The organism is Fulverythrobacter ferritrahens (assembly GCF_020539485.1).
Classification (GTDB): domain Bacteria; phylum Pseudomonadota; class Alphaproteobacteria; order Sphingomonadales; family Sphingomonadaceae; genus Andeanibacterium; species Andeanibacterium ferritrahens.
The window spans coordinates 1,403,824-1,428,314 of sequence record NZ_JACDXU010000001.1 but is presented as its reverse complement, the minus strand read 5'-3'; the positions used below and the strand labels follow the sequence as shown (position 1 = coordinate 1,428,314).

Sequence of the window (24,491 nt, the reverse complement as noted above, 5' to 3'; positions counted from 1 at the left end):
CAGGCGCAGAAAACAGGGCAAGATATTGGTTAACATGGCGTCAAATCGTAAAAGCCACCGACAGGTTAGGCCAGTTCGGCAAGGTTTAGCGCTTCCAGCAATCTGAGCCGTGCCCGCACTACATCCTGCTCCAGCGCGGCCGAGCCGAGCGCGGCGGGGTCTATCTGAGCAGGCCACCATTGCTCAACCACCGCTGCAATCATCTCAGCAGTGGAGGGGGTAAGCAGGAAGCGGGAATCCACGCGATCCGGATCGGCCACCACGCGCAGGCGCAGGCAGGCCGGGCCGCCGCCGTTGGCCATGCTCTGCTTGACATCCACCGGGATTACCCGGCGGATCGGGCCATTACCGGCCAGCATCGCATCCAGCCATGTGCGCACTGCGGGGCTTTCATGCGCTTCGGTGGGGATGATAAGCGCCATCTCTCCTGTCGGCAGGGTCAGAAGCTGGGCATTGAACAGATAGGTGCGGATCGCTTCCGCCAGGCTCACAGAGCTGGCGGGAACAACCACGATTTCCGCCTCGGGCAGTTTCTCCCGAATGGCGGCGTAAGTGCCTTCCGGATCGGCGAAGGCGAGTTCGTGCGTGAACAGCACCCGCTCATTCGCCACGGCCACAACGTCATTATGGAAAGCCCCGGCTGCGATCGCGTCGGGATTCTGCTCCACGAACAGGACTTTATCGGGATCGAGCCCGTGGGACCGCGCTACGATCCGGCTGGCTTGTTCATGCTGGCGCGCAGGGAACCGCCCGCCGGGTTTGCCATAGACGAATATCTCCAGCCCCGGCTCGCCGTGACTGAGGCACATGCGCATGTGATTGGCGGCGCCTTCGTCCCCGAAGCAGGCAGGCACTATGGCGTGAACCGCGAAATAGTGCTCATCCGCAAAAGCGAGCCGCAACTGCCGGGCGGTGTCAGGCCATTCCTGGAAGCGATGAGCCATCGTTACCAGATTGGCGGCAGTCAGATGGCAGCGCCCGTCTCGCGTATCGGGCGCGGGCGAGATGGTTGCGGCATTGGCCGTCCACATCGAGGACGCGGACCATGCGGCTGCGATCAGGGCATGGTCGGTCTGAACGTCTGCCGCAATCTGATCGAGAAAGCGGCGATTGGGGCGGGGCAAGGGCAGGAAAAATCCCTGCGCCAGCCCCATTTCCATATTGCCCCTCATCTTGGCCAGGCCCTGAAGCGCCGCCGCCTTCGGATAGGAAACTTCCCCGGCATGGGCCGTGGCGGCCAGATTGCCGAGACTGAGGCCCGCATAATTGTGGCTGGGGCCAACCAACCCGTCAAAATTGATCTCGACGAGCGTCACCGCGCCACGCTCCACACCTCGTCGCCGGGTTTCACATCCAGAATATCGGCTGCGCAGGAATCGATCGAGACATTGCCATCTTCGTCCACGCTGCGGGCGCCATAGCAACAGCGGAAGTCGGAGAGACGGCCGGTGGCGATCAGGGCCTGTTCGCCCTTATCCACTTCCGTCGCCACTACCTTGCAACATCTGGAATTGCGCACGCTTTCCACCTTGTCGGTCCGTGCGGTCATGGTCGGGCCGCCGTCAAAAATGTCGACATAGCCTTCAAAATTGAAGCCTTCCGCCTCCAGCATGCGCATGGCGGCGCGTCCGGTGGGGTGGGGGACGCCGATGGCATTCCGGGCATCCTCGCTCAGCATGGCGATATAGACAGGATGCTTGGGCATCAGGTCCGCGATGAACTGGTTGCCGTTGATGGCATTGAAATAATCGGCTTCCTGGAAACTCATGCCGAAGAAGCGACCGGCCACACCGTCCCAGAAGGGCGATCCGCCACGTTCGTCGATAATACCGCGCAGTTCCGCCAGAATACGGTCGGCAAAGCGCTGGCGATGCATGGCGATGAACAGATAGCGGCTGCGGGCCAGCAGCATGCCAAGGCCGCCTGCGCGCTCGTTGGGGTGGAGGAACAGCCCGCCGACCTCGCTCGATCCTTCAAGATCGGTGACGAGGCTGAGCAGTTCAGCGCGCACCGTGCGGTCCAGTTCCTGCGAATGCTGGGTCAGCGTGGTGAGGCGATAGGAATAAAACGGCCAGAGCTGCCCGACCTGAGTGAAAAGCTGGCAGGTGCCGCGCACTTCGCGGGTTTCGACATTCTCCAGCACCAGCACGAATACTTCGTCCGCCATTTCGCCATCGGGGCGGGAAAAGGCCTTCTGGGCGCGCTCGAGCTTGGAGGCGAGCGCCTTGCGATCAGGCGGCAGATTGGTGAAACCGCCGCCTGTGAGTTTGGCCATCTGGTAAAGCGGTTCAAGGTCCGCAGCGGTTGCGGCGCGCAGGCGAAAACTCAAAGCGGGGCTCCCACGGATAGCCGCTGGAGGACGAGGGCTGACAAGGCCGCCCGTTCCCGCAGCGAGGACACAATCATGAATTCATGCGGCGAATGGATAGAACCGCCGCGTACGCCCATCGTATCGACCACGGGCACGTTGCAGGCGGCGATATTGTTGCCATCGCATACGCCACCGCTGTTCTGCCAGTTAAGGGTCTGATCCAATTCCGCGCCACAAGCCTTTACAAGATCGAATAATTTCTGCGCCCGCGCGTCCACCGGCTTGGGCGGGCGGGTGATGCCGCCATGGACGTAGAAGGTCACATCCAGTTCGCTGGAAATCTCGGCCAGCAGGGCGGCGAAAGCAGTCTGGAAACCTTCCGCCGCTTCGGTGGAGCGAGGGCGGATGTTGAAGCGCAGCACGGCATGATCGGGCACCACATTATTCGCGCTGCCGCCGTCGATCCGGGCGGGATTGACGCTGAGACCCGCATGGTCGAGCGCCTTGAGAGCCACGGCGAGCTGCGCCGCAGCGACGACTGCGTTGCGCCCTTCCTGCGGGTTCCGGCCCGCATGGGCGGATTTTCCGGTTACGGTGACGGAGTAGTTTCCGCTGCCTCCTCTGGCATGGGCGAGGGTGCCGTCGGGCAGGGCGGAGGGTTCGTAGGTAAGCGCGGCATATTTGCCCTGCGCCAGCGTGGAAATCAGCGGTGCAGAGGAGAGCGAGCCGGTCTCCTCGTCCGAATTGACCATCACGTCATAGCCGATTTTCGCTGCCTCGGCGGTGCGCTCAAAGGCACTGAGAGCGGCGAGGATGACGCTCAGGCCGCCTTTCATGTCGGCCGTGCCGGGGCCATTGAGCGTATCGGCGTCGAGCCAGGTGAGCGACTGGAACGGATGGTCGACGGGGAACACCGTGTCCATGTGGCCGGTGAGGAGAAAGCGTCGCTCTGCATCCGGCCGGACCCTCAGCACCATGTGGCGGCCATGATCCTTCACGACCTCCCGTCCATCGGCCGCGATGGCGGTGACCGGGGCGGGCTCTTCCAGCGTGACTTCGCCCGGCAGGGCGGAAAAGGCATCGGCCAGATCGCCCGCCATCGCCGCCAGCCCGGTGAGATTCGCGGTGCCGCTGTTGATCGCCGCCCAGCGTTCTACCTGGGAGAGCATAGCTGGCGCGTCGATGGAATCGAGCAGCCGCGCCCCGGAAATTGTCGACACCTGTTGCATACGAAACCATCTCTAACTTCCCATGTGGCGCTCTCCAACCCCTTGTGAGATGCATGTGCCGGAAAAGGTCTGGCCCCAGCGGGAAAGATTGCTACTTAGCAGGCTAATTATATTCGGGTTTAAGAAGGAGTAAGGACGATGAGTGAGCGGGTTGAACGCAGCGGGTTGCAGGTCGATGCGGCATTGGCCGCCTTCCTGGAAAACGAGGTGCTGGCCCCGCTCGATCGCGATGCGGGCGAGTTCTGGCAGGGTTTCGCGGCGATCTGCGATCGCTTCGTGGCGCGCAACCGCGAGCTGCTGGCAATCCGCGAGGATTTCCAGAGCCGGATCGATGCCTGGCACCGGGAACGGCTGGGCAAGCCGCACGATCCCCAGGCTTACGAAACCTTCCTGCGCGAAATCGGCTATCTGGTGCCCGAACCGGCGCCGTTCAAAATCGGGACGAAGAATGTCGATGCGGAAATCGCCACTCTGGCCGGGCCGCAGCTGGTTGTGCCGGTGCTTAATGCCCGCTTCCTGCTGAACGCCGCCAATGCCCGCTGGGGCAGCCTGTACGATGCGCTCTATGGCACGGACGCACTGGACGCCGCGCCTGCCACGGGGCCGGGCTATGATCCGGTACGCGGCGCGGCCGTGGTTGCCGCCGGTCGCGCCTTCCTGGACGAGGCACTGCCCCTGTTCGAGGGAAGCTGGGCCGATCTGGAAGGGCCGGACCCGGCAATTCCGCTGGCCGATGTCAGCCAGATGGTGGGCGAGACGGACGATTCCATCGTCTTTCGCCACAATCGCCTGCTGATCCAGGTGGTGTTTAATGACCAGCATCCCGTGGGGAAGACGGACAAGGCCGGCATTTCCGACATCCGGCTGGAAGCGGCGCTGACCACCATTGTCGATCTGGAGGATTCCATCGCGGCGGTGGATGCGGCTGACAAGCTGGCTGCCTATCGCAACTGGCTGGGCGTGATCCGGGGCGATCTTTCCGACACATTCGAGAAGGGCGGCAGGACCGTCACCCGCACGCTGAATGATGACATCATGGTCCAGCGCACCGGGGGCGAGATGCTCGCCCTGATGGGGCGCAGCCTGCTGTTCGTGCGCAATGTCGGCCATCTGATGACCAATCCGGCGATCCTGCTGCTCGATGGTGGCGAGATTCCCGAAGGCATCATGGATGCCGTTTTCACTAGCGCCATTTCGACGCTGGACCTTGAGGGCAAGAGCCGCTGGGCCAACAGCCGCGAAGGCAGCATCTATATCGTGAAGCCCAAGCAGCACGGGCCGGATGAATGCGCCTTCACCAACGATCTGTTCGATGCGGTGGAAGATCTGCTGGGGCTGGAACGCCACACGATCAAGGTGGGCGTGATGGACGAGGAACGGCGCACGTCCGCTAACCTTGCAGCCTGCATCCATGCAGTGAAGGACCGTATCGCTTTCATCAACACCGGCTTCCTCGACCGGACGGGCGACGAGATCCACACCTCGATGCAGGCCGGGCCGATGGTCCGCAAGGCGGACATGAAGTCGTCTGCATGGCTGGATGCCTATGAGAAGCGCAATGTCGCCATCGGGCTCGCCTGCGGGCTTTCGGGCAAGGCGCAGATCGGCAAGGGCATGTGGGCCGCGCCAGACCGGATGGCCGCGATGATGCAGGAGAAGATCGGCCATCTGAAGGCGGGCGGCAGCACGGCCTGGGTGCCGTCCCCCACGGCAGCTGTGCTCCATGCGCTGCACTACCACCGCGCCGATGTGTTCGAAATCCAGAAGACCCTGCCGCCCGCGCCGGGGCTGGACGCGCTGCTCGCCATTCCGCTGGCCGAGGGCGCGAACTGGAGCGAGGAGGAAGTGCGGGCCGAACTGGACAATAACGCGCAGGGCCTGCTGGGCTATGTTGTGCGCTGGATCGATCAGGGTGTGGGCTGTTCCAAGGTTCCGGACATCAACGATGTGGGCTTGATGGAAGACCGGGCGACCCTGCGCATCTCCAGCCAGCACATGGCCAACTGGCTGCTGCACGGCATCGCCACGCCCGAACAGGTGATGGATTCCCTGCGGCGCATGGCGGCCAAGGTCGATGCGCAGAATGCTGGCGATCCGGCCTATGAGCCGATGGCAGGCAATTGGGAAACCAGCCTTGCCTTCAAGGCAGCCTGCGATCTGGTGTTCAAGGGCGTGGTGCAGCCCAGCGGTTATACGGAGCCGCTGCTCCATGCCTGGAGAATGAAGAAGAAGGCTGGCTGAGGGGAGAAATTCGCAGCTCCTAAACCCCCCGGCTCGCCACATGCCGGGGGAACAGCCGCGCGGAAAGCGCCATTGCCGGGCGCTCCACCAGCTTCGTGAGCATAGTCGCGAGGGCCAGCGATGCCGCGATCCCGGCGAGGCTTACGATCGGGCTTTCCGAGACGGCGGGCTCGATCCACTTGCCCAGCGCATAGAGAACCGGGACGTGGACGAGGTACAGTGTATAGGAAATCGACCCCAGCCACAGCACTGGCGCGCTGGCGAAGAGTCGCCCTTCGGCCTGGGTTCCCGCAAGGATGGCGGCTGAGGCGGCGAAGGGGATCAGAAAGGTAATGGCCGGGGCGAAGCTGGCAGCCAGGATCAGGCCGATCACGCAGAGCGCCGCCAGATCGAAGGGCGCCCGGAATTCCAGCTTCGCGCGATAGAGCAGATGCCCGGCAATCAGGCCGCATATTGCGCGCGGGGCATACATGGCGCGTCCTTCCTCGAAGGCCATCATGCAGGCGCCGCAGGCCAGCAGAGCCACCACCAGCGCCGGACGAACGAGCTTGGCTGGCAGCCTGATGGGCAGCAAGACGGCGAGAAGCGGCAGGTAAAGCTCGAAACAGATGCTCCACGCCGGGAAGTTCACCGGATTGCGGGACAGGAACGGCCCCGCCACGAACAGTTCTGCCCACAGATCGCCCGGCAGTTGCGGCACGACCAGCATGGTGGCCAAAGTGGTCACATAATAGATCGGCAGCAGCCGCAGCAGGCGCTTTACCGCGAAGATCGGAAAGCTGGTGCCGTTGCGGACCGAGTGGGTAAGCACGAAGCCCGAGAGCAGGAAGAACACGTCTACCGCCAGATCCATCCACAGCGGCGGCATTCCGAACAGGCGGCGCGTCAGGATGTTCACATCGAAATGCAGCAGCACCACGCCCAGCGCGAGGACGCCTCTCAGGCCATCAAGGCTGGCCCAGTGCTTGTTCATTCGGGTTTCCGATTCCCTGTCCTGCGAAGCCGCTTCGCCGCCTGTAGGGCAAGCCTGCGCGGGAGAAAGAGGAAAAGGGTGCGAAACGCGGCGGGGGCGGATTCCTGGCTCGGACCGGCGTCGGGGCTGTGCTAGGCAAAGGCAGAAGTTTCAGGAGCCTGACATGCGAGCGACCACAGCCCTCAAATCCGCGATGCTCGCAATGTTGCTCGCCGGCGGCGCGGCCCATGCGCAGGATGATGACGCCACGCCATCAAGCGGGGTCTTCCGGACGGGCGAGGAACTCTATGCCAATTGCAGCGCGCAAGATGAAGCGGAAGTCCAGCTGTGCCAGGAATATATCATGGGCGTGTATGACGCCGTGACCTATATGAAGGATATCGGCGCGATCAATCCGTCGATCTGCCCCGGAGATGTCGCCGTTGCGGAAGACCTGCGTGGTAAGGTGACCGCCTATCTGGAAGTCAACGACAGGAATTATTCGGCCGTCAGCATGGTGATCAACGCGCTGACTGATGCCTATCCCTGCGCGGCGGAACAGGCTGTGGCGGAGTAGTTTTCAGGGTCAGTCGATTAGGTAGGTAACGATTGTCTGGTAGAAGCTGGACATTGGCTTGCCTTCAGCATCCAGTGCCGGTTCGAAGTGGCGGGCCAAACCTGCGCAGACTGCATCCGTGAAGGCTTTGTCCACGTTCTCGTTCTGCACGATACAGGAGCCTGCCTCTCCCTGCTCGTTGACCATGACCCGCACCGAAAGGAACGCACTTTTCCCCCCAAGAGCCATTTGGGTCGGATAGTTTTGCATGACGTTCCTGACCGACCTCGTATCCGGGATTGGTGTTCTCTTTCGGGTATGTTGCGGTTGGGGGTCCAGCCCCCATGAGTTGTAAAGATCGTCAACGCAGCCTCGCAACGCAGCCAGGGGCTTCACCATATTGCCCAGACGTAATTCAATTTCCTTCAGCGTGACGAGTCGCAACGTCATACTGTTAGTTGCATCTTCGAACTCCGCCCGAACCTTCGGAAGATTTTCCATGCGTCTGGAAACCTCTTCCTCGCTCAATTTCAAATATTCTTTTTGGCTGATGTCATTTGGAGAAAATGCCGTGAGAAATGATGTGGCATTTGATATTCCTGACTTGCCGAATATGGCCCGCTGATCTTGACGGTATTCACGATCAGGAGTGAATTTATAACTGATCTTTCCTGTTGGCCTGTTCGATGCAGGCACATAGTCCCCGAACACAAGCGCGCGGAATTGATGGGGCGAACCATAAGAATCGATCTGAAGAACCAGGCTCTTCTCGTCGTCGCCGAAGCGGCGGATCAGGCTGCATCGCTCCTCGGCGTAATCGACCGTCCAGGGCCCCATGGGAGAAAGGACGGTTGGAGCCTTTCCAGCTGCCACCTGCGGGACAGTCGCGAGAGCCAGCGCCAGGATGCTGGAAAAGTGCCGTATTTGCATGATTTCCCCCTTGGATTGAGGGTTATCACTCCGTCCAAGGGCCGGAAAGTTCCGTAAATCCACATATAGGTTAGGTCACGACTTTGCCTAACGACAGCGGCTTAACCGAACCACAAGGATTGCGTGCGACCTTGTTTGCGAAGGTTAAAAGGGGGCCCGCTCACGTGGGACAGGCACCAAGAATTGAGGACCGCACCAAGGTCATGATCCGGGCGCGCCTGCGGGGCGCGGGCGCGGAGCGTGAGGTTTGCATCGTCAATCTGTCCTCTCGCGGGCTGGCCGCCAGCGCCGATCATGCGCCGACGCGCGGGGAGATCGTGGAACTGGTGGTGGGCCGCAACAATCTGGTGGGGCAGGTGAAATGGTCCGGCCCGCGCCGCTTCGGCATTGCCTTTCAGAATCGCATCAGCGTGATGTCCGTCATTTCCGGCGAGGGTGAACTTGAACTGGGCAAGGCCGGGCATGCCAATGCGCGGCAGGGCGCGGAGCAGGTTCAGGCCGGTGCTCGCAGGTTCCCGCTCGAAGGCATCCTGATGGCAGCCGTGGCGGCGGGCGCGACGTTCTATCTCGGTGGTTTCGCGGGCGAAGTGCTGGGGGCGTTCCACAGCGTGGAAGAGGCGCTGGAAGGGGCTGGGAGCGAGGCCGGCGATCCGGCAGGCGTCAGCGCGTCAACGCTCGGGCAATAGACACAAATTCACCGACGCTCAGCGTTTCGGCCCGGCGTTGCGGGTCTATTCCCAGTTCCTCCAGGGCTTCCACTGCCCCGGGGACACCTTTCAGGCTCTGGCGCAGCATCTTGCGGCGTTGGCCGAAGGCAGCTTCCGTCACCCGTTCCAGCACGCGGGCAGAAACACCCTCCGGCATGGCGGCGGGAGTGACATGCACGATGGCGCTCATCACCTTGGGCGGCGGAGTGAAGGCGCTACGGTGGACCTTCATCGCCAGCTTGGCTTCGGATCGCCATTGGGCCAGAACCGCCAGCCGGCCATAAGCCCCGCTTGCCTCTTTCGCCACGATCCGCTCGGCCACTTCCAGCTGGAACATCAGCGTCAGCGATCGCCATTGCGGCGGCCAGCTTTCGCCCGAAAGCCAGCCGACGAACAGCGCAGTGCCGACATTATAGGGCAGATTGGCCACTACGTCGTAAGGCTCGTCACCGAACAGCTCGGCAGGCGGTATTTTCAGCGCGTCGCCTTCGATTACCGTCAGCTGGCCGGGAAAGGCATCGCCCAGTTCGGCCAGGGCAGGCAGGCAGCGCCGGTCCATCTCGATGGCCGTGACCCGCGCGCCCGCGCGCAGTAGCGCCCGTGTAAGCCCGCCGGGGCCGGGGCCGACTTCCAGGACGGCGCGGCCTTGCAGATCCCCGGGAATACCCGCGATCCGGTCAAGCAATTGCTCGTCGAACAGGAAGTTCTGCCCCAGTGCCTTGGATGCGCTGAGCCCGTGCCGGGCAATCACTTCGCGTAGAGGCGGAAGGCTCATGCGTTCAGGACAGGCGCGCGCGGCGGGCAGCGCAGTCGCTGGCCATGCGGATGGCTGCAATGGTCGCGCCGGGATTGGCGATGCGTTTGCCCGCTATGCCGAAGGCGGTGCCGTGATCGGGCGAGGTGCGGATGATCGGCAGGCCGAGAGTGACATTCACTCCATTGTCGAAATCCAGCGCTTTCAGCGGGATCAGCGCCTGATCGTGATACATGCACAGCGCCACGTCATATCCGCCGCGTTCATGCGGGGCGAACATGGCGTCGGCCGGATGGGGGCCGGTGGCGTCGATGCCCTCGGCACGCAGGGCTTCGATTGCAGGGGCGATGACACGCTGTTCCTCATCCCCGAACTTGCCGCCTTCGCCTGCATGGGGATTGAGCGCGGCGAAGGCGAGGCGCGGCCTTTCCAGCCCGAAATCGCGGGCAAGTGCGCTGGCCACGATCCGGCCGCGCCGCACGATGAGGTCTGTCGTGAGCCGTCCCGGCACTTCGGCAAGGGCGCAATGGACGGTGAGGGGAACGGTTCTCAGCTGCGGGCCGGCCAGCATCATCACGGCATCTTCCGCCGTCACGCCGCAGGCATCGGCCACGAATTCGGTCTGCCCCGGAAAGGTAAACCCGACTTCGGCGAGGAGCGCCTTGGAAATCGGGCCTGTGACGATCCCGGCAGCCTTGCCTTCCGCTGTCAGCGCAGCGGCCCTGGTGAGGGAGGCAAGGGCCAGACGGGCGCCGCTGGCATTCGGTTCGCCGGGGAAATATTCCCCATCCTCGTCGCCAAGCACGGGCAGGCCCCGGGTAAAGACATCCGCGGCATCGGCGGGGTCGGCAATGGGCACGATGGGAGTGTCCACTCCGCGGCGTGCCGCAGCGGCGGCCAGCAGATGCTCCCCGCCGACCACGAAGAACGGCGCCAGCGAGGCTTCATGCCGGGCTGCCCATGCTTCGCAGAGCAGTTCCGGCCCGATCCCGGCGGGATCGCCGAGGGAGGCCGCGAGCGCCTTCATCGGCTGATCAATTATACTCGATCACCGCATCGCGGCGAAGATCGCGCAGATAACGCTGTACGCGCTTGTTGACGCGTTCGTCCTCGATCTGGGCCATGACCTTTTCGAAGTTCGGTTCTTCCGCCGTCTGCGGATCGTCCCGCCCGCACAGCATCAGCACGCGCACGCCGTCATCAACCGTTCCGAAGGGGCCATAATATTGGCCGATCGACAGTTCGAGCAGGCCCTGGGCCAGTGCATCGGGCAAGGACCGCGCGGACAATTGATCATTGGTGATCACTTCGGCGCCCATCTCGGCCGCGATCGGGTCTGCAGTGCCGCAGCCCTTCATTCGTGCCAGGCCGGCGTTGAACTGGGCGACTTTCGCCTGGAAATCTTCCTGGGAAGTGCCGGGGGCGAACTTGATCGAAATCTGCTTCAGGCTCAGCACGGCATCGCGCGGATCGGCGGTCAGTACCTGACGCTTGTCGATCATGTACATGATCGACATGCCGCCCGGTACCTTCACCGGACCTACCAGCTGGCCGGGTTGCATCTGGCGCGCGGCAGCGGCCATTTCCGCCGGCAACAAGGCGGGACGAATCCAGCCCAGATCGCCGCCGACGGCTGCGCTCGACGCCTGCGAATATTGCCGGGCATAGGCCACGAAGCTGCCGCCCTGCTGCAATTGTTCCATGATCTTGCGCGCGTTTTCAGCTACGGCCTGCTCGTTCTCGGTAGCGGCGGCGAGATAGATTTCGCCCAGGCGATATTCCTCGGTGCCCTTCGCCGCCTTCATGCGCTCGAGCACTTCCTTCACCTCTTCTTCCGAGACGTTGATGAAGGGCTGGACGTTGCGCTGGACAACGCGCTGCCAGGCGAGTTCACCCTCGATCTGGCGTTTCAGGGAACCGGTCGAAGAACCGATCTTCTTCAGATAGGCGTCCAGTTCGCCCTTGCTCTGCCCGAAATTCTGGGTCGCCACGCGCTCATAGGTCTGGTCGACTTCCGCCTTGGTGACTTCGATTTCCAGGGCCTTGGCTTCCTGGATCTGCAAGGTCTCGTCGATCAGGTTGCGCAGCACCTGCAGCTTGAGGCGCTGGAGTTCCTCCGGAGAGGGCTCTTCCTTATTGGCATCGAGCACCAGCGCCACGCGCTGATCGATATCCGAGCCCGTGATGACGAAGCCGTTTACTACGGCAGTGGCCTTGCGCAGGTTCGGGTCGCTATTGCCCAGCATCGTGATGGAAGAGGGCAGATTGAAGGGATCATTATTGTTGGCCGGCTCGCTCTGAGCGTGCAGCGCGCCAACCCCCACGAGGGCCGAGCCGGCCAGCAGTGCGGCGGCGGCGGTGCCGCGCCCGGTGTTCAGCAAATTCTTGACCGTCTTGATCACGCACTATGTCCCGTCAGCGGCGCGTTCCCGCGCCTTTCGTAGCTGTTTCCGGTTGGCCATTTCCGGCTTAACCGAAGCTGAGCGTCCCCTGCAGATTGGCGCGGATAGCCTGTTTGCACAACTCTGCCAACGGGCTTGCCATCCGGCCATGCTCTACTGTCCCCGCAAGGGAATCAGAAGCCGAGATTCTTCAGCGCGATGTGAACCTGGAAGGTATTGCCCTTTCGCGCGTCGCCGCTCGCCACATAGTCGCGCCGCCAGGTGAAGCCCAATTCCAGGCAGTCATCCGCATAGGCGAAGCCAAGGCGGGTGCGCAGCGGCTCGAAACCGTCGGAAGTCAGCGTCGGATCCTCGTTCCGGTCGGTCAGATTGATCACTGCCGAACCGAAGGCCGACCAGTATTTGGCAAAGGCGACCCGGCCCGCGACGCGCAGTTCCTCACGGTCCTGCAGATCCTCGATCTCTTCGGAAATGTCGCGGTTGAGGCGCAGGTAGCCCGCCTCGAAATAGGTGCGGTTCGAGCCTATCGTAAGGTCGAATTCGTTGCGGCGAACGGCAAGGTTATCCTTGTCCAGCCGGAAGCGGTGGGTGACCTTGAGGAAATCCTTGTAGCGCACTTCGGTGCGGCCGACGAAGTCCGACACACGCTCCGAAATGCCCGTGCCGTCGGGCACGAGGGTGGGGTCTTCGCTCAGGCGATAGGACTGGCCGATAGTGGTCTTGATCTTCAGGCCGGGCCGGGTGAACTGCCAGTCGAAGCCGTAGGTGAAGCGCACCCCGTCTTCCACCCGGTCATAACCGGGGAAGCGGCTGAGGGCGAAGAGGTTCGAATCTTCCAGATCGATCGCGCGGGCATCTTCGTTCGGCACGGCAAGATTGCGGATCGGCGGGCTGGCCACCACCTGCACGCGGGGGGTGAGAACCTGCGTTCCGCCCAGGAATTCGCCCACGAAGGGCCATTTCACATCCACCGCGCCCACGGCCACGCCGCGCGCCTGCCAGCCCGGATCGCCCTGATAGATCACGGTGGAGGTCAGTTCGTTCTGGTCGGAATGATAGACGTCGCCGCGCACCAGCGCCGTCAGCGTGATTTCCTGCCCCATGCTGGTGACGCGCCGCAGATCCCACTGTGCCCCGGCAAAGGCGCGCTGCGTGTCCTGTCCGTTGGTGCGGGTGATCGCCAGGCTGTTGAGCTGCAATTGCACCTTGCCGCCCAGCACCGGATCATCGATGCGGCGGCGATAGTCGATCATCGGCAGGACGATGGGCACCTGCCCCTGGGAATCACCCGAGCGCATGGTCTGTGTGGCCCAGCCCTGGATGGTGAGATAGGAATTCTCGGTTATCCGCTCGACATTGAAGGTGGAACGCAGCCGGTCGTCCCGGCTGATGTCATAGCGGCGCAGGAATGTGCGGTCGCTGGCCACGCGGGCCGATGCCGTTACGCTCCATTCCGGGGAAAGCTGGAAGCGCCCATTGCCGAAGAAATAACCGCGCCAGTCCTGCTGGGTGACCGTGCCCGTTTCGGACCCGATGGGAATGCGCGCGCTGCGGGTGGCATAGCCGGTAAGCTGGAATGCTCCCTTGTCCACCAGGGCCCGATATTGCGCCCCCAGCATCGGCGGCGCCTCTGTATAGACATAACCGGTGACGCTCAGATCCTGGCTGTCCGACAGGCGGTGATAATAGCTCTGGCTGATTTCCACGCCGTTGGACGGGGAAACGCGCAGGTTCGGGATCATCAGGCCCGAAATCGCGCGGCCATCGGTGGCCACTTCCAGCCGGGGAATCGGCAGCAGGCGCGCGCCGAACAATTCCAGCATCGCCCCCTTGAAGCGCACGCGGTTCGCTTCGGGATCGTAGATCACCCGATCCGCCACGATCCGCCAGCTGGGGGTGCGGGGGCAGCCAGCGTCATCCTCCACGGCGCAGGCCGAATAGGCTGCCTGGGTGAGGATAACGGTGCCGTCTTCCGCGCGCTCGCCGGCATTGGCGGCCAGCCTGCCGCCTTCGCGCAGGGCCAGCAGCATGTTCTTCATGGCGCCAACCTTGAGATCGTCGGTCAGCGTCAGATTGTCGGTATAAAGCACGTTGCCGTCACCATCGACGAAACGGATATTGCCCGTTGCGGTGATAGTGTTGGCCTTGCGGTCCCAATTGACCTGATCCGCGCGCACGGATTGTTCACCGCTGCGCATGATGACGTTGCCCGATGCGGTAACGAGATCGTTATCGGTATCATAACTCAGCTCGTTCGCTTCGAAGGCGACTTCGCGCTGCTCTTCGGCCGGGCTGCCTGAAGGTTGGGCCGAATCCTGATCCGAATCCTGTGACTTGCCCCCTTCCTCCGCAGGGGCATCCTGCGCATGGGCGGGGAGAGACCATCCTATCGTCGCGGCAGCAAGGGCCAGCGCCAGCGTGCGCAGGCTGGCGCCAGACGCGCCGCGCGCGGCGGAAGGGCAGCAGTTCGGAGCATGCAGCAAGTGCTGCGGGGTAGGGACCATGGCTTGCCTATCGCACCGGCGGGTCTTAACTGCAACGCCACGTATCACGCGTGGCGCACAGGTAAATCGCCCCGGCGCATTTCGGGCCGGTGCATTTGGGGGGTGTGGCCACTGCACGCATATCCGGAGTTTCCATGAAGTTTACATTCTCCACTGCCGTCGATGCCTCGCTTCCTCGCCTGCGTGCAATTGTGGTCGATCAGGACGCATTGCCTGCCGATCTTGAAGCTTCGGTGGTTGAAGGCGCAAGGGCGGCCCGCTTCACTGGTAAAACGGGCCAATTGTTCGAAACCTTCATCGAACGTGGCGGCACGGTGCTGCGGCTGGCGCTGGTGGGAGCGGGCCAGGCCGGGGCGGCCGATCGCGATTCCGCTCTGGAGCGAGCAGGTGCCGCGCTGGCCACCCGTTTCCTCCTTTCGGGCGAAACGGCCATGGCGCTCGACCTGTCGCGCCCCGGGCTTTCCCCGCTGCAGGCGGCCTCTGTGCTGCTGGGCCTGCGCCTGCGCAGCTGGCGGCACGACGCCTATCGCACGCGCCTGAAGGATGAGGACAAGCCGAGCCTGGCGGAAATCGTCGTTACCGCAGGGCCTGGCGATACCGAGGCCGCGTGGAGGGATCTCCAGGCTGTTGCCGAAGGGGTGGAATTCACTCGCGAACTGGTGACGGAGCCTGCCAACATCATCTATCCCGAAAGCTTCGTGGAGCGGTGCCGCGCGCGTTTTGCGGGTACGGGCGCCGAGCTGGTGGTGCTGGATGAAGGTGCCATGGCCGCGCTCGGCATGGGCGCTCTGCTGGGCGTGGCGCAGGGTTCTGCCCGCAAGCCGCGCCTGCTGGCGGTGAAGTGGAACGGCGGCAAGCCGGACGAAAAGCCGGTGGCCTTCGTGGGCAAGGGCGTGACTTTCGACACGGGCGGTATTTCCATCAAGCCGGCCGCTGGCATGGAAGAAATGAAGTGGGATATGGGCGGCGCCGGCGCCGTGGCTGGCGCCATGCTGGCCATCGTGAAGCGCAAGGCGGCGGCCAATGTCATCGGCGTGATGGGCCTTGTGGAAAACATGCCTGACGGCAATGCCCAGCGTCCCGGCGATGTCGTTACATCCATGTCCGGCCAGACGGTGGAAGTGATCAACACCGATGCCGAAGGGCGGCTGGTGCTGTGCGACGTGCTGACCTGGGTGCAGCGCGAATATGCGCCCGGCGCCATTGTCGATCTCGCGACGCTTACCGGCGCCATGGTCATCACGCTGGGCCATGAACAGGCGGGCCTGTTCTCCAACAACGATGCCCTGGCTGCCAGCCTTACGGCGGCGGGCGAGGCGAGCGGTGACCGGCTGTGGCGCATGCCGCTGGGCCCGGCCTATGACAAGCTGATCGACAGCCCGATTGCCGATATGAAGAATGTCGGCCCGCGCTATGGCGGCTCGATCACGGCGGCCCAGTTCCTCCAGCGCTATATCGAGAACGGCACCCCCTGGGCGCATCTCGACATTGCCGGTATGGCCTGGGCCAGCACGCCGGGCGCCACGTGGGACAAGGGCGCCACCGGCTATGGCGTGCGCCTGCTGGACCGCTATGTGCGCGACGTGATCGAAGGCTGATCGGCAGGCATCGGCCATGCGAGTGGACTTCTACCAATTGGGCACCGAGGCGGCGGAGCGGGCGATCCCGTTGCTGGCCGCCAAGGTGCGCCAGGCGGGGGAGAAGCTGCTGGTCGTGGCACAGGCGGAGGCGCAATTGCGCGCGGTTTCCGCTGCCCTATGGGCCGAGGCGGGGGAGGAATTCCTCGCCCATGGCTTTGCGGGGGATACGCATTCCGCCCGCCAGCCGATCCTGCTCGCTCCCGCCTGCGAGGCGGCGAATGGCGCGCGCATGGTGATGTTCGCCGACGGGCTCTGGCGGGATGAAGGCCTGGCTTTCTCCCGCGCCTTCCTGCTGTTCGACGATGCCGGGATAGAGGGCGCACGCGGCGCCTGGCGGCAACTCGGTTCCGCCGACCAGGTGGATCGCCGCTTCTGGAAGCGCGAGAACGGGCGCTGGCGCGAGGGGCCTTGAGGCCAGCGAGCTTCGCGCTCGCATCGTTGCGCGCGCATGCTTGGACTTGCCCCGACGGGCCGGGGGCGCTAGGGGCGCGCGCGAAATCCCTATTCGTAACGGGCGCGCTGACGCCTGCAAACTCGCACAAGGAACAGTCCCATGGCGGTTACCCGCACCTTCTCGATCATCAAGCCCGACGCGACCCGTCGTAACCTGACCGGCGCCGTCACCAAGATGCTTGAAGAAGCCGGCCTGCGCGTCGTTGCTTCCAAGCGCATCCACATGACCCGCGAACAGGCCGAAGGCTTCTACGCGGTCCACAAGGAACGCCCCTTCTTCGGCGAACTGGTCGAATTCATGATCAGCGGCCCGGTTGTGGTGCAGGTTCTGGAAGGCGAAGACGCCGTGAAGCGCAACCGCGACATCATGGGCGCCACCAACCCCGCCAATGCCGAGCCGGGCACGATCCGCAAGGAACTGGCCGAATCGATCGAAGCCAACTCGGTCCACGGTTCGGACTCGGAAGAAAATGCCGCGATCGAAATCGCCTATTTCTTCAAGCCGGAAGAAATCGTCGGCTAAGGCATTCGCCTCACCCGATTGCGAAAGGGCCGTCCGCTTGGGCGGCCCTTTTCGTTTCAGGCTGACTGGAAAGCGCGCATGTCTTCCGCATGGTGCTTATGGGGGGAGGTTCCCGCGCGGCGCTGTTCACGGTGCATAGCGGATATGGCGCGGTCCGAAAGGTCAAGATCGAGGCGGCGATAGATCGAGGCGATCGCCACTTCCCAGTCGAGTTCGAAGGCGTGGAAATCCACTCGCGCCAGCGGCCCCCGGAAATTGGCGAGCCCCGCTTCCGCACGTTCCTCGCGCAAGGCGATCTTGCGCTGCCATTCCCGCTCGATCCAGCCCATGTCCACCGCGTCGGACTGGATGGTCATCTGGTTGGCGACGAGCGAGACGGCGCTGCGCGCCACATCGCGCGCCGCGCGGTGGGTCACCACGGCGCGGGCATTGGGAAACTGGGCGAAGAGGGCGGGCAGGTCTTCCGCGAATTGCGGCACTTTCATCACGCGCGGGCGGCGGGCGTTGCCATGGCGCGCGGCGTCAGTGGCCAGAATGCGTGCGAATTCGCGATAGACCGGCGCGGGATCGCGCTGTTCGCTGAAGCGGGTGAAGCTGGGGACGTGCCACTGTGCCTCATAGGCGCAATGGTTCAGCGCACTGGCCAGCCAGCCCAGTTCCTCATCCGCGCGGCCCGCGCCGAAGGGATGGATCGAATCGATCCACGGGTCGATCCGCCGCGCGCCCAGCAGCATGCAGGCTGAGCGCATGGCCCGCAGGTCCGGCATTTCCGGCACGGGGTTCCAGCTGTCGCAGAAGCGCGTGGCCGAATGGGCCGGGTCCGCCGCGAGCAGGCGGTGAATGCGCGTGGTGCCTGCGCGCATCTGGCCGATGACCAGAATGGGCGCGGCAAGCGGAGTGCGGGCAAGCTGCGGGTCGCGTGCCCACAACCGCCCCAGCCGCAGGCGCTGGCGCAGGACGCGCACCAGCTGCCCATGGGCGACAGCTTCGCCCAACGGGTTGAGCCGGGCCTCGGTCACCAGCGATTGCGCCAGCACTTCCAGCCGCAGGCGGAAATCGGCGGCATCTTCTTCCAGCCGCCCGCCCGTTTCACAGCCGCCGCGTACGCCGCGATAGGCCTTGCGCCACAGGGCTTCGGGATCGAGTGGCGGGCGGGGCAGGGCACCCTTGCGCCATGCGCTGTCCAGCCAATTGTTGATCCGGTCGATCAGCGGGGCCCGGGCAAGCGGATGTTGGCGAGGGCAGCGCGCCATGGCCTAGAATTCCGCCAACGCGCCAGCGATGCCCGCCAGCTTCTTCGGGGCCACCGAGCGCCAGCTCTGCGCCAGCCTCTCGGCCACTTCGCCCCAATCGGTATCCCCCAGATCCAGCCTCAGGCCGATCCAGCCATCGCCGAAATAGGCGGGCCGATAATAGCGATTCTCGTCACGCTCGATCAGCATGGCCTGCTCCTCGGCCCCGCTGATCTTCACCAGCAGGGAGGTTTTCCCGTCGCCATGGTGGTTGGCCGAAACATAGGCGAATTTCTTCCCGCCCGCGATACCGAAACAGACCATGCCGTGAGAGAGCACTTCATCCGCCCCCGGCAGTGCCATGGCATGGCAGCGCACCTGCTCAGAAAGCCATTGTGCGTCGAATTCCCGCCCGACATAGGCATTCAGCACGCGCGAATAGAGCTGGTGTTCGGCGATCAGCACGCGCTTTGCCAGCGCATCCTCCGTATCGCCCGGCAGGATCGCAACCTTTGCCTGACCCAGTATCTCGCCCGCATCCAGTTCCGCCGTCACCAGATGGACGGTTGCCCCGGCGTGGCTATCCCCCGCCTCCAGCGCGCGGGCATGGGTGTGCAGGCCCTTGTATTTGGGCAAGAGGGAGGGGTGGATGTTGAGCATCCGGCCTTCCCAGCGGCGCACGAAATCTTCCCCCAGCACGCGCATGTAGCCAGCCAGCGCGACATGGGTGGCGCCCGATGCGCGGATCGCGGCATCCATTTCATCTTCATGAGCTGCGCGATCCATCCCCTTGTGAGACAAGGAAAAGGTCGGAACGCCTTCTGCCTTCGCGAGCGCCAGCCCGCCTGCCTGGGGATCGTTGCTGGCCACCAGCACGATGTCATAGGCGGCATCCTCCATGCGGCTGGCATAGAGCAAGGCGGCCATGTTCGTGCCGCTGCCGGAAATCAGAACCGCAACGCGGGCGCGTGTCATCGCGCAGCCCCTGCCACACCGGTCCTACTCATGCCGGTTCCAATGCTTTGCAGCATGTCCAAATTCTCCCTGTGCCCGCCATTCTGGGGCAGGATGCGGGCAGGCACAAGCATGGGATTTATATACGCAATGGCCGCAGGTCGCACCTCAGGCGGTGTGGCTTGCTTCCCATGCCTCGCTTGCGCCCCAGATGCCCGCCGCGCCGCGCACTGTGCAGCCGCGCTGGCCCGGTTCGATGGCGCCGATGCGGAACACGGTTTCGCCGCGCCCTTCCAGATCGGCGATTACCTCCGCCACCTGCGCTTCATCCACGGCCAGCACCATGCCGATGCCGCAATTGAAGGTGCGGGCCATTTCGCCCGGCACGATATTGCCCTCGCTCTGGAGGAAAGCCATCAGGGCGGGCTGGTCCCAGCTGCCCGCGTCGATCACCGCATGGGCGCCTTCCGGCAGCACACGGGGCACGTTTTCCAGCAATCCGCCGCCGGTGATATGGGCCAGCGCGGCGATCTTGCCGCCACGGATCGTGGGCAGCAGGCTCTGGACGTAAATCCGCGTAGGCTCGACCAGATAGTCGATCAGCTGGCGGGAAGAATCGAACGGGGCCGGTTCGGACAGGGCCCAGAACTTGTCGGCGGCCAGGCGGCGCACCAGCGAATAGCCGTTGGAATGGACGCCCGAACTGGCAAGGCCCAGCAGCACCTGCCCCGGCGCGACCTTGTCCCCGGTCAGCTGTTCGCCGCGTTCCACCGCGCCTACGCAGAAGCCCGCGAGATCATATTCGCCATCGGCATACATGCCCGGCATTTCCGCCGTTTCGCCGCCGATCAGGGCGCAGCGCGACATGCGGCACCCTTCGGCGATGCCCGCGATCACCCGTTCGGCAACGCCCGTATCGAGGCGGCCGGTGGCGAAATAATCCAGGAAGAACAAAGGTTCCGCGCCCTGAACGATCAGATCGTTCACGCACATGGCCACCAGATCGATGCCGATCGTATCATGCCGGTCATGATCGATGGCCAGCTTCACCTTGGTGCCCACGCCGTCATTGCCGGCAACCAGCAGCGGGTCTTTATAACCGGCGGCGCGCGGATCGAAGAATCCGCCGAAGCCACCAAGCTCGGAATCGGCGCCGGGGCGGGCCGTAGCCTTGACCAGCGGGCCGATTGCCTTGACCAGCGCATTGCCGGCGTCAATCGAGACCCCGGCCTGTTCGTATGTGTAAGAGGGCGTGTTGGACGTCATGGAAATGGCCTTTGGCGTATTCGCGCTTGGATTTCCATGTCCCATTAGGCAAAAGGCGCGCGGTTTCCACTAATGACCTCTTTTGCAGCATCCTTTCGTCCCAAGATGGACCGCTCGGCAAGCTGGCCGGCCAGCTGGATTGCGGCGCTGGGGGCGCTTGGCCTGACGATTGCCGCAGGAACCGCGCTGATCGCGCAGGTTTCCGGGGATCGCGGTATCGCGCCGGTGGCCAGCAGCACCGATATTTCCATCGGCGGAATCGAGGTGAATGCGTCCGGCCGCAATGCGGAAGATGCGCGCAAGAACGGGTGGCTGCAGGCCGAACGCAAGGCTTGGGAAAAGCTCGGCGGCCCGAAAATGAGCGATTCCGTGATCGATTCGATGGTTTCGGCCATCGTGATCGAAAGCGAACAGATCGGGCCGCGCCGCTATATCGCCAGGCTGGGCGTAGTGTTCGACCGGACCAAGGCGGGGCCCTTGCTGGGCGGGCAGGGCGGCCCGGCCGTCCGTTCCGCGCCCTTGCTGACCATTCCCGTACTCAATTCGGGCGGTACCTACACGGTCTATGAAGTGCGCAATGAATGGCAGCGGGCATGGGCTGAATATCAGGCCGGGCGCAGCGCAATCGATTATGTCCGCCCCTCCGGCGCGGGTGGCGATTCGCTGCTGGTGAATTATGGCCAGCTCGGTCGTCGCAGTCGCAGCTGGTGGCGCAACGTGCTGGATGCCTATGGCGCGGCCGATGTCATCGTGCCCGTCGCCCATCTGGAGCGGCAATGGCCCGGCGGCCCGGTGAAGGGCACTTTCACTGCCCGTTTCGGCCCGGACGACAAATTTATCGAGAGCTTCACGCTTTCCGCCCGCAGCGAGGACGAAGTTCCCGCGATGCTGAACAAGGCGATCCAGCGGTTTGACCAGATCTATACTGCGGCGTTGCTGGGCGGGAAACTGCGGCCCGATCCGACCTTGCGGACCGATCGCCTGACGCTGGACCCGAAGGTCGCGGCCCTGATTGCGGCGGAACGTGATGCGCAAAGCGCGGATGCTGCGGCTGCCGCAGCGGCTGCCGCGCTGGCGGTGCCCATGCCGAGCGAGACCGCGCCTGCCCAGGCCCCCGCGGCGCAGGCCGTGAACAGTTTTGTGGTGCAGTTCACCACGCCGAGCGCGCCGGCGGTGGATTCGGCACTGGCTTCCGTGCGCGGCACGCCGGGCGTGCGCGGCGCGGCGACCAGCAGCATTGCCATTGGCGGGGTTTCGGTGATGCGCGTCAGTTATGGCGGCGATCTGGGCGCGCTGGCGGCGGCGCTGCGTTCCCGCGGGTGGAGCGTGACCCAGTCGGGCAACTCCCTGACCATCAGCCGGTAAGCCATGAGCCAGATCGCCCTGCCATTGCGCGGCGGGCCAGGAGCGGGCCCCGCGAGAATCGTGGTGGGAAATGCCAATGCCCCGGTTTTCGATGCGCTGGCCGCGCCGCTCAACTGGCCTTTCCGCACTGCCATCCTCTCCGGGCCGCCGCGTTCGGGCAAATCGCTGATCGCACGCTGGTTTGCAGAGCAGGGCGGGGCTGTGGTGGACGATGCCGACCGCATGGACGAGACCGAGCTGTTCCATCGCTGGAACCGCGCGCAGGAGAGCGGCACTCCGCTGCTGCTGACCACCGGCCTGCTGGGCGGCGCCGGGGGCGAGGGCTGGCGTATTGCCTTGCCGGATCTGCGCTCTCGCCTGGGCGCGGCGCTGCATCTGGAAATCGGCCGCCCGGATGACGAGATGACCGCCGCGCTGATCCTTGCCCATGCGCAGCAGCGCGGACTTGTTCTGGGCGAAGGAGCCACCACATATCTCGTGCCCCGGGCGGAGCGCAGCTTTGCCGGGATCGAGAAGCTCGTGGCGGCGATTGACCGGATCAGTCTGGAACGCAAACAGCCCGCAACTCTCTCGATCTGGCGCGATGCGCTGGAAGCAGTTGTCGGTGCAGAGCAGCCTCGCTTGCTTTGAGCGGGGTTTTGAGGGAGAATCTGGGGGCCATGTTCAACCGGTTGAAGACCTATCTGGACTCGATCCACGCGCGCGATCCCGCGCCGCGTTCGCGCTGGGAAATCCTGCTCTATCCGGGCGTCTGGGCGCTGTTCTACCATCGCATCGCGCATTGGCTGTTCCGCGGGCGCATGTTTTTCCTGGCGCGGCTGGTAAACCACTGGTCCCGCTGGCTGACCGCGATCGATATTCATCCGGGCGCGAAGATCGGGAAGAATTTCTTCATCGATCATGGCTTTACCGTGATTGGCGAGACAGCTGAGATTGGCGATAATGTCACTATTTATCAGTGTGTTACGCTTGGGGGAACCAATCCGACCAATGGCAAGGGGGGCAAGCGCCACCCGACCCTGTGCGATAATGTGATCATCGGATCGGGCGCGCAGATCATCGGGCCCATCACCGTGGGCGAACGTGCCCGTGTGGGCGCCAATGCCGTGGTGACGGACGATGTGCCCGAAGGGGCGACCATGATCGGGCTCAAGGCCCGTTCGACGCTGGTTCCGGCCGAAACCTGGCTGCGCGAATTCATCCCCTATGGCACGCCTTGCGACGAGCCTTGCGAGCCGAATGGCAGCAGCCAGCGGCTGGAAACGCTCGAAGCGCAGATCGCCGAGCTGAAGGCCGAGCTGGATTCCCTGCGGGACGAAAGCCTGGCCGAACCGGCAAAAGGATCGCGCCCGGTGGAAGCGCGGCTGAACGGCACGGATAGCTGATGGCATCCTCGCCGGGCGGGCCCTCGGTCGTTCCATTTCCCGGGCGCGCGCCCAATCAGGTCGGGTTCGAACGAGCCGAACTCCAGCGCATCCTCGATCTCTATGGCCGCATGGTCGCCGCCGGGGAATGGCGCGATTATGCGATGGATTTCACCAGGGATTTCGCCGCATTTTCCGCCTATCGCCGCGCCGCCGAATATCCGCAGGCACGCATAGAAAAGCGTCCCTCGCTACGCGGCAGGCAGGGCATGTGGACCCTTTATGGCGAACAGGGCCAGGTGCTGAAACGCGGCCATGAACTGGCGGGCGTGCTGGCCCCTATCGAGCGGCGGCTGGTGAAGATCGTCGATAGCTGACGCGGCCAGCAATCACTTCTTCAGGCCAGCGCCCGCTTTCTCAGACCAGCGCCCGCTTCTTCAGGCAAAGGTCTCCGCAATCCCCGCGAAGGAACGTTGGGCGGAGGTGATCGTGCCGATGATCCGCCACAGGAAGAATGCCGCCGCAATCAGCAGTACGGTGCCGAACAGCGACATCAGGAACTGGATGAAGGGCGGGGCGGTAATCATCAGCACGCCTCCGGTCGCCAGATTGAACGCCGGAACCGCCACAGTGAAAGCGCTGATGAAGCCGCCGCCGATAGTGCAGGCCCACCACGAGGTAACGTCGCCCACGCTGTCATGCGCGAAATGCTCTTCCTCGCCTGTGCTGCGATTATGGAGTTCGCGCATGGCCTGGAAGGGCACGAACAGATTGATGATCGGCACGAAGAAACTCAGCGCGGCCCAGACGGGCGAAAGGGTCAGGCCCGAGACACCGATCAGCCGCAGATTGCTCCACGCGCGATAGACCCACAGCGGCACGACGATGATGAGGGCGAGCGTCATCAGCACATAGAGCAGCGAGAGAATGCCGACCCCGCCAGCGATTATCAGGGACAGGGGCTCGGCACTTGCGGGCAGCAGACGGAAAAGGATCTGCGTCAGCGTTATCACCGCCAGCAGCCCGGCAGAGCCTGCCACCAGCCAGCGCGCCAGCTTCGCCCTTATGCCGAGGGACGCGAGCCCTTCATTGATGGTCATCCCAGTTC

The 24,491-nt window shown here is 63.9% G+C and carries 23 protein-coding genes; 10 read left to right on the top strand and 13 right to left on the bottom strand.

The window, feature by feature from the left end:
- Window positions 1-65: 65 nt before the first annotated feature.
- The 3 genes from H0274_RS06945 to H0274_RS06935 are packed head-to-tail and all read right to left on the bottom strand — an operon-like array spanning window position 66 to window position 3,540.
- Window positions 66-1,316, bottom strand: coding sequence for an N-succinylarginine dihydrolase (locus tag H0274_RS06945; protein ID WP_226794182.1), 1,251 nt, complete (start codon window positions 1,314-1,316; stop codon window positions 66-68).
- Entirely contained in the window at window positions 1,313-2,329 is a 1,017-nt protein-coding gene (locus H0274_RS06940; RefSeq protein ID WP_226794181.1) for an arginine N-succinyltransferase, read from the bottom strand. Before H0274_RS06940 ends, H0274_RS06945 begins: the two co-directional genes overlap by 4 nt.
- Entirely contained in the window at window positions 2,326-3,540 is a 1,215-nt protein-coding gene (locus tag H0274_RS06935) for a hydrolase (RefSeq protein WP_226794180.1), read from the bottom strand. The genes H0274_RS06940 and H0274_RS06935 overlap by 4 nt, the downstream gene beginning before the upstream one ends.
- A gap of 138 nt (window positions 3,541-3,678) precedes the next feature.
- Between H0274_RS06935 and H0274_RS06930 the strand changes: the two genes are divergently transcribed.
- A complete protein-coding gene (locus H0274_RS06930; RefSeq protein WP_226794179.1) occupies window positions 3,679-5,781 on the top strand; it encodes a malate synthase G in 2,103 nt (700 codons plus the stop codon).
- A gap of 19 nt (window positions 5,782-5,800) precedes the next feature.
- Here H0274_RS06930 and H0274_RS06925 read toward each other — a convergent pair whose 3' ends face one another.
- Window positions 5,801-6,754: an acyltransferase family protein gene (locus tag H0274_RS06925; RefSeq protein ID WP_226794178.1), complete on the bottom strand. Its 954-nt coding sequence runs from the start codon at window positions 6,752-6,754 to the stop codon at window positions 5,801-5,803.
- A 163-nt stretch (window positions 6,755-6,917) separates the two neighbouring features.
- Between H0274_RS06925 and H0274_RS06920 the strand changes: the two genes are divergently transcribed.
- Window positions 6,918-7,310, top strand: a complete 393-nt coding sequence (locus H0274_RS06920; RefSeq protein ID WP_226794177.1) for a Rap1a/Tai family immunity protein — start codon at window positions 6,918-6,920, stop codon at window positions 7,308-7,310.
- A gap of 9 nt (window positions 7,311-7,319) precedes the next feature.
- On the opposite strand, the gene H0274_RS06915 is transcribed toward H0274_RS06920, so the two are convergent.
- Entirely contained in the window at window positions 7,320-8,219 is a 900-nt protein-coding gene (locus H0274_RS06915; RefSeq protein ID WP_226794176.1) for a hypothetical protein, read from the bottom strand.
- A gap of 164 nt (window positions 8,220-8,383) precedes the next feature.
- Here H0274_RS06915 and H0274_RS06910 point away from each other — a divergent pair, with 164 nt between their 5' ends.
- Complete coding sequence (locus H0274_RS06910; RefSeq protein WP_226794175.1) at window positions 8,384-8,905, top strand: PilZ domain-containing protein; 522 nt, start codon at window positions 8,384-8,386, stop codon at window positions 8,903-8,905.
- Here H0274_RS06910 and rsmA read toward each other — a convergent pair.
- The 4 genes from rsmA to H0274_RS06890 all read right to left on the bottom strand — a co-directional run bounded on the left by rsmA (window position 8,880) and on the right by H0274_RS06890 (window position 14,586).
- On the bottom strand, window positions 8,880-9,701 hold the full coding sequence (gene rsmA / locus H0274_RS06905; RefSeq protein ID WP_226794174.1) for a 16S rRNA (adenine(1518)-N(6)/adenine(1519)-N(6))-dimethyltransferase RsmA: 822 nt from the start codon (window positions 9,699-9,701) through the stop codon (window positions 8,880-8,882). The genes H0274_RS06910 and rsmA overlap by 26 nt on opposite strands.
- A 4-nt stretch (window positions 9,702-9,705) precedes the next feature.
- On the bottom strand, window positions 9,706-10,707 hold the full coding sequence (gene pdxA / locus H0274_RS06900) for a 4-hydroxythreonine-4-phosphate dehydrogenase PdxA (protein WP_226794173.1): 1,002 nt from the start codon (window positions 10,705-10,707) through the stop codon (window positions 9,706-9,708).
- A gap of 7 nt (window positions 10,708-10,714) precedes the next feature.
- Window positions 10,715-12,082 (bottom strand): peptidylprolyl isomerase, encoded by a 1,368-nt coding sequence (locus tag H0274_RS06895; protein ID WP_413463466.1) that lies wholly within the window; start codon window positions 12,080-12,082, stop codon window positions 10,715-10,717.
- A 173-nt stretch (window positions 12,083-12,255) separates the two neighbouring features.
- Entirely contained in the window at window positions 12,256-14,586 is a 2,331-nt protein-coding gene (locus H0274_RS06890; RefSeq protein WP_226794172.1) for an LPS-assembly protein LptD, read from the bottom strand.
- 134 nt (window positions 14,587-14,720) lie between these two features.
- Between H0274_RS06890 and H0274_RS06885 the strand changes: the two genes are divergently transcribed.
- From H0274_RS06885 to ndk, 3 genes are all read left to right on the top strand, one after another.
- Window positions 14,721-16,184 carry a leucyl aminopeptidase gene (locus H0274_RS06885; RefSeq protein ID WP_226794171.1) on the top strand — a complete coding sequence of 488 codons (1,464 nt, stop codon included), beginning with the start codon at window positions 14,721-14,723 and terminating at the stop codon, window positions 16,182-16,184.
- A 16-nt stretch (window positions 16,185-16,200) separates the two neighbouring features.
- Window positions 16,201-16,638 (top strand): DNA polymerase III subunit chi, encoded by a 438-nt coding sequence (locus tag H0274_RS06880; RefSeq protein ID WP_226794170.1) that lies wholly within the window; start codon window positions 16,201-16,203, stop codon window positions 16,636-16,638.
- Between the two features lie 141 nt (window positions 16,639-16,779).
- Entirely contained in the window at window positions 16,780-17,202 is a 423-nt protein-coding gene (gene ndk, locus H0274_RS06875; protein ID WP_226794169.1) for a nucleoside-diphosphate kinase, read from the top strand.
- Window positions 17,203-17,258: 56 nt separating this feature from the next.
- On the opposite strand, the gene H0274_RS06870 is transcribed toward ndk, so the two are convergent.
- From H0274_RS06870 to purM, 3 genes are all read right to left on the bottom strand, one after another.
- Window positions 17,259-18,455: a sulfotransferase family protein gene (locus tag H0274_RS06870; RefSeq protein ID WP_226794168.1), complete on the bottom strand. Its 1,197-nt coding sequence runs from the start codon at window positions 18,453-18,455 to the stop codon at window positions 17,259-17,261.
- 3 nt (window positions 18,456-18,458) lie between these two features.
- A complete protein-coding gene (gene purN, locus H0274_RS06865; protein ID WP_226794167.1) occupies window positions 18,459-19,409 on the bottom strand; it encodes a phosphoribosylglycinamide formyltransferase in 951 nt (316 codons plus the stop codon).
- A 147-nt stretch (window positions 19,410-19,556) separates the two neighbouring features.
- Complete coding sequence (purM, locus tag H0274_RS06860; RefSeq protein WP_226794166.1) at window positions 19,557-20,654, bottom strand: phosphoribosylformylglycinamidine cyclo-ligase; 1,098 nt, start codon at window positions 20,652-20,654, stop codon at window positions 19,557-19,559.
- 105 nt (window positions 20,655-20,759) lie between these two features.
- On the opposite strand from purM, the gene H0274_RS06855 reads away from it, so the two are divergent.
- The 4 genes from H0274_RS06855 to H0274_RS06840 are packed head-to-tail and all read left to right on the top strand — an operon-like array spanning window position 20,760 to window position 23,760.
- Window positions 20,760-22,019, top strand: coding sequence for a heavy-metal-associated domain-containing protein (locus H0274_RS06855; RefSeq protein WP_226794165.1), 1,260 nt, complete (start codon window positions 20,760-20,762; stop codon window positions 22,017-22,019).
- A 3-nt stretch (window positions 22,020-22,022) separates the two neighbouring features.
- Window positions 22,023-22,649, top strand: coding sequence for an HdaA/DnaA family protein (locus tag H0274_RS06850; RefSeq protein WP_226794164.1), 627 nt, complete (start codon window positions 22,023-22,025; stop codon window positions 22,647-22,649).
- A 29-nt stretch (window positions 22,650-22,678) separates the two neighbouring features.
- Entirely contained in the window at window positions 22,679-23,404 is a 726-nt protein-coding gene (gene epsC, locus H0274_RS06845; protein ID WP_226794163.1) for a serine O-acetyltransferase EpsC, read from the top strand.
- Window positions 23,404-23,760, top strand: a complete 357-nt coding sequence (locus H0274_RS06840; RefSeq protein WP_226794162.1) for a DUF2794 domain-containing protein — start codon at window positions 23,404-23,406, stop codon at window positions 23,758-23,760. Before epsC ends, H0274_RS06840 begins: the two co-directional genes overlap by 1 nt.
- A 60-nt stretch (window positions 23,761-23,820) precedes the next feature.
- On the opposite strand, the gene H0274_RS06835 is transcribed toward H0274_RS06840, so the two are convergent.
- Complete coding sequence (locus H0274_RS06835; RefSeq protein ID WP_226794161.1) at window positions 23,821-24,483, bottom strand: DUF4328 domain-containing protein; 663 nt, start codon at window positions 24,481-24,483, stop codon at window positions 23,821-23,823.
- Window positions 24,484-24,491: the final 8 nt, after the last annotated feature.

What these genes read in the sequence shown, in the direction of transcription:
- H0274_RS06935 (WP_226794180.1), bottom strand. Translation starts at nt 3,540, where the DNA reads ATGCAACAGGTGTCGACAATTTCCGGGGCGCGGCTGCTCGATTCCATC.
- H0274_RS06930 (WP_226794179.1), top strand. Translation starts at nt 3,679, where the DNA reads ATGAGTGAGCGGGTTGAACGCAGCGGGTTGCAGGTCGATGCGGCATTG.
- H0274_RS06925 (WP_226794178.1), bottom strand. Translation starts at nt 6,754, where the DNA reads ATGAACAAGCACTGGGCCAGCCTTGATGGCCTGAGAGGCGTCCTCGCG.
- H0274_RS06920 (WP_226794177.1), top strand. Translation starts at nt 6,918, where the DNA reads ATGCGAGCGACCACAGCCCTCAAATCCGCGATGCTCGCAATGTTGCTC.
- H0274_RS06915 (WP_226794176.1), bottom strand. Translation starts at nt 8,219, where the DNA reads ATGCAAATACGGCACTTTTCCAGCATCCTGGCGCTGGCTCTCGCGACT.
- rsmA (WP_226794174.1), bottom strand. Translation starts at nt 9,701, where the DNA reads ATGAGCCTTCCGCCTCTACGCGAAGTGATTGCCCGGCACGGGCTCAGC.
- pdxA (WP_226794173.1), bottom strand. Translation starts at nt 10,707, where the DNA reads ATGAAGGCGCTCGCGGCCTCCCTCGGCGATCCCGCCGGGATCGGGCCG.
- H0274_RS06890 (WP_226794172.1), bottom strand. Translation starts at nt 14,586, where the DNA reads ATGGTCCCTACCCCGCAGCACTTGCTGCATGCTCCGAACTGCTGCCCT.
- H0274_RS06885 (WP_226794171.1), top strand. Translation starts at nt 14,721, where the DNA reads ATGAAGTTTACATTCTCCACTGCCGTCGATGCCTCGCTTCCTCGCCTG.
- H0274_RS06880 (WP_226794170.1), top strand. Translation starts at nt 16,201, where the DNA reads ATGCGAGTGGACTTCTACCAATTGGGCACCGAGGCGGCGGAGCGGGCG.
- ndk (WP_226794169.1), top strand. Translation starts at nt 16,780, where the DNA reads ATGGCGGTTACCCGCACCTTCTCGATCATCAAGCCCGACGCGACCCGT.
- H0274_RS06870 (WP_226794168.1), bottom strand. Translation starts at nt 18,455, where the DNA reads ATGGCGCGCTGCCCTCGCCAACATCCGCTTGCCCGGGCCCCGCTGATC.
- purN (WP_226794167.1), bottom strand. Translation starts at nt 19,409, where the DNA reads ATGACACGCGCCCGCGTTGCGGTTCTGATTTCCGGCAGCGGCACGAAC.
- purM (WP_226794166.1), bottom strand. Translation starts at nt 20,654, where the DNA reads ATGACGTCCAACACGCCCTCTTACACATACGAACAGGCCGGGGTCTCG.
- H0274_RS06855 (WP_226794165.1), top strand. Translation starts at nt 20,760, where the DNA reads ATGGACCGCTCGGCAAGCTGGCCGGCCAGCTGGATTGCGGCGCTGGGG.
- H0274_RS06850 (WP_226794164.1), top strand. Translation starts at nt 22,023, where the DNA reads ATGAGCCAGATCGCCCTGCCATTGCGCGGCGGGCCAGGAGCGGGCCCC.
- epsC (WP_226794163.1), top strand. Translation starts at nt 22,679, where the DNA reads ATGTTCAACCGGTTGAAGACCTATCTGGACTCGATCCACGCGCGCGAT.
- H0274_RS06840 (WP_226794162.1), top strand. Translation starts at nt 23,404, where the DNA reads ATGGCATCCTCGCCGGGCGGGCCCTCGGTCGTTCCATTTCCCGGGCGC.
- H0274_RS06835 (WP_226794161.1), bottom strand. Translation starts at nt 24,483, where the DNA reads ATGACCATCAATGAAGGGCTCGCGTCCCTCGGCATAAGGGCGAAGCTG.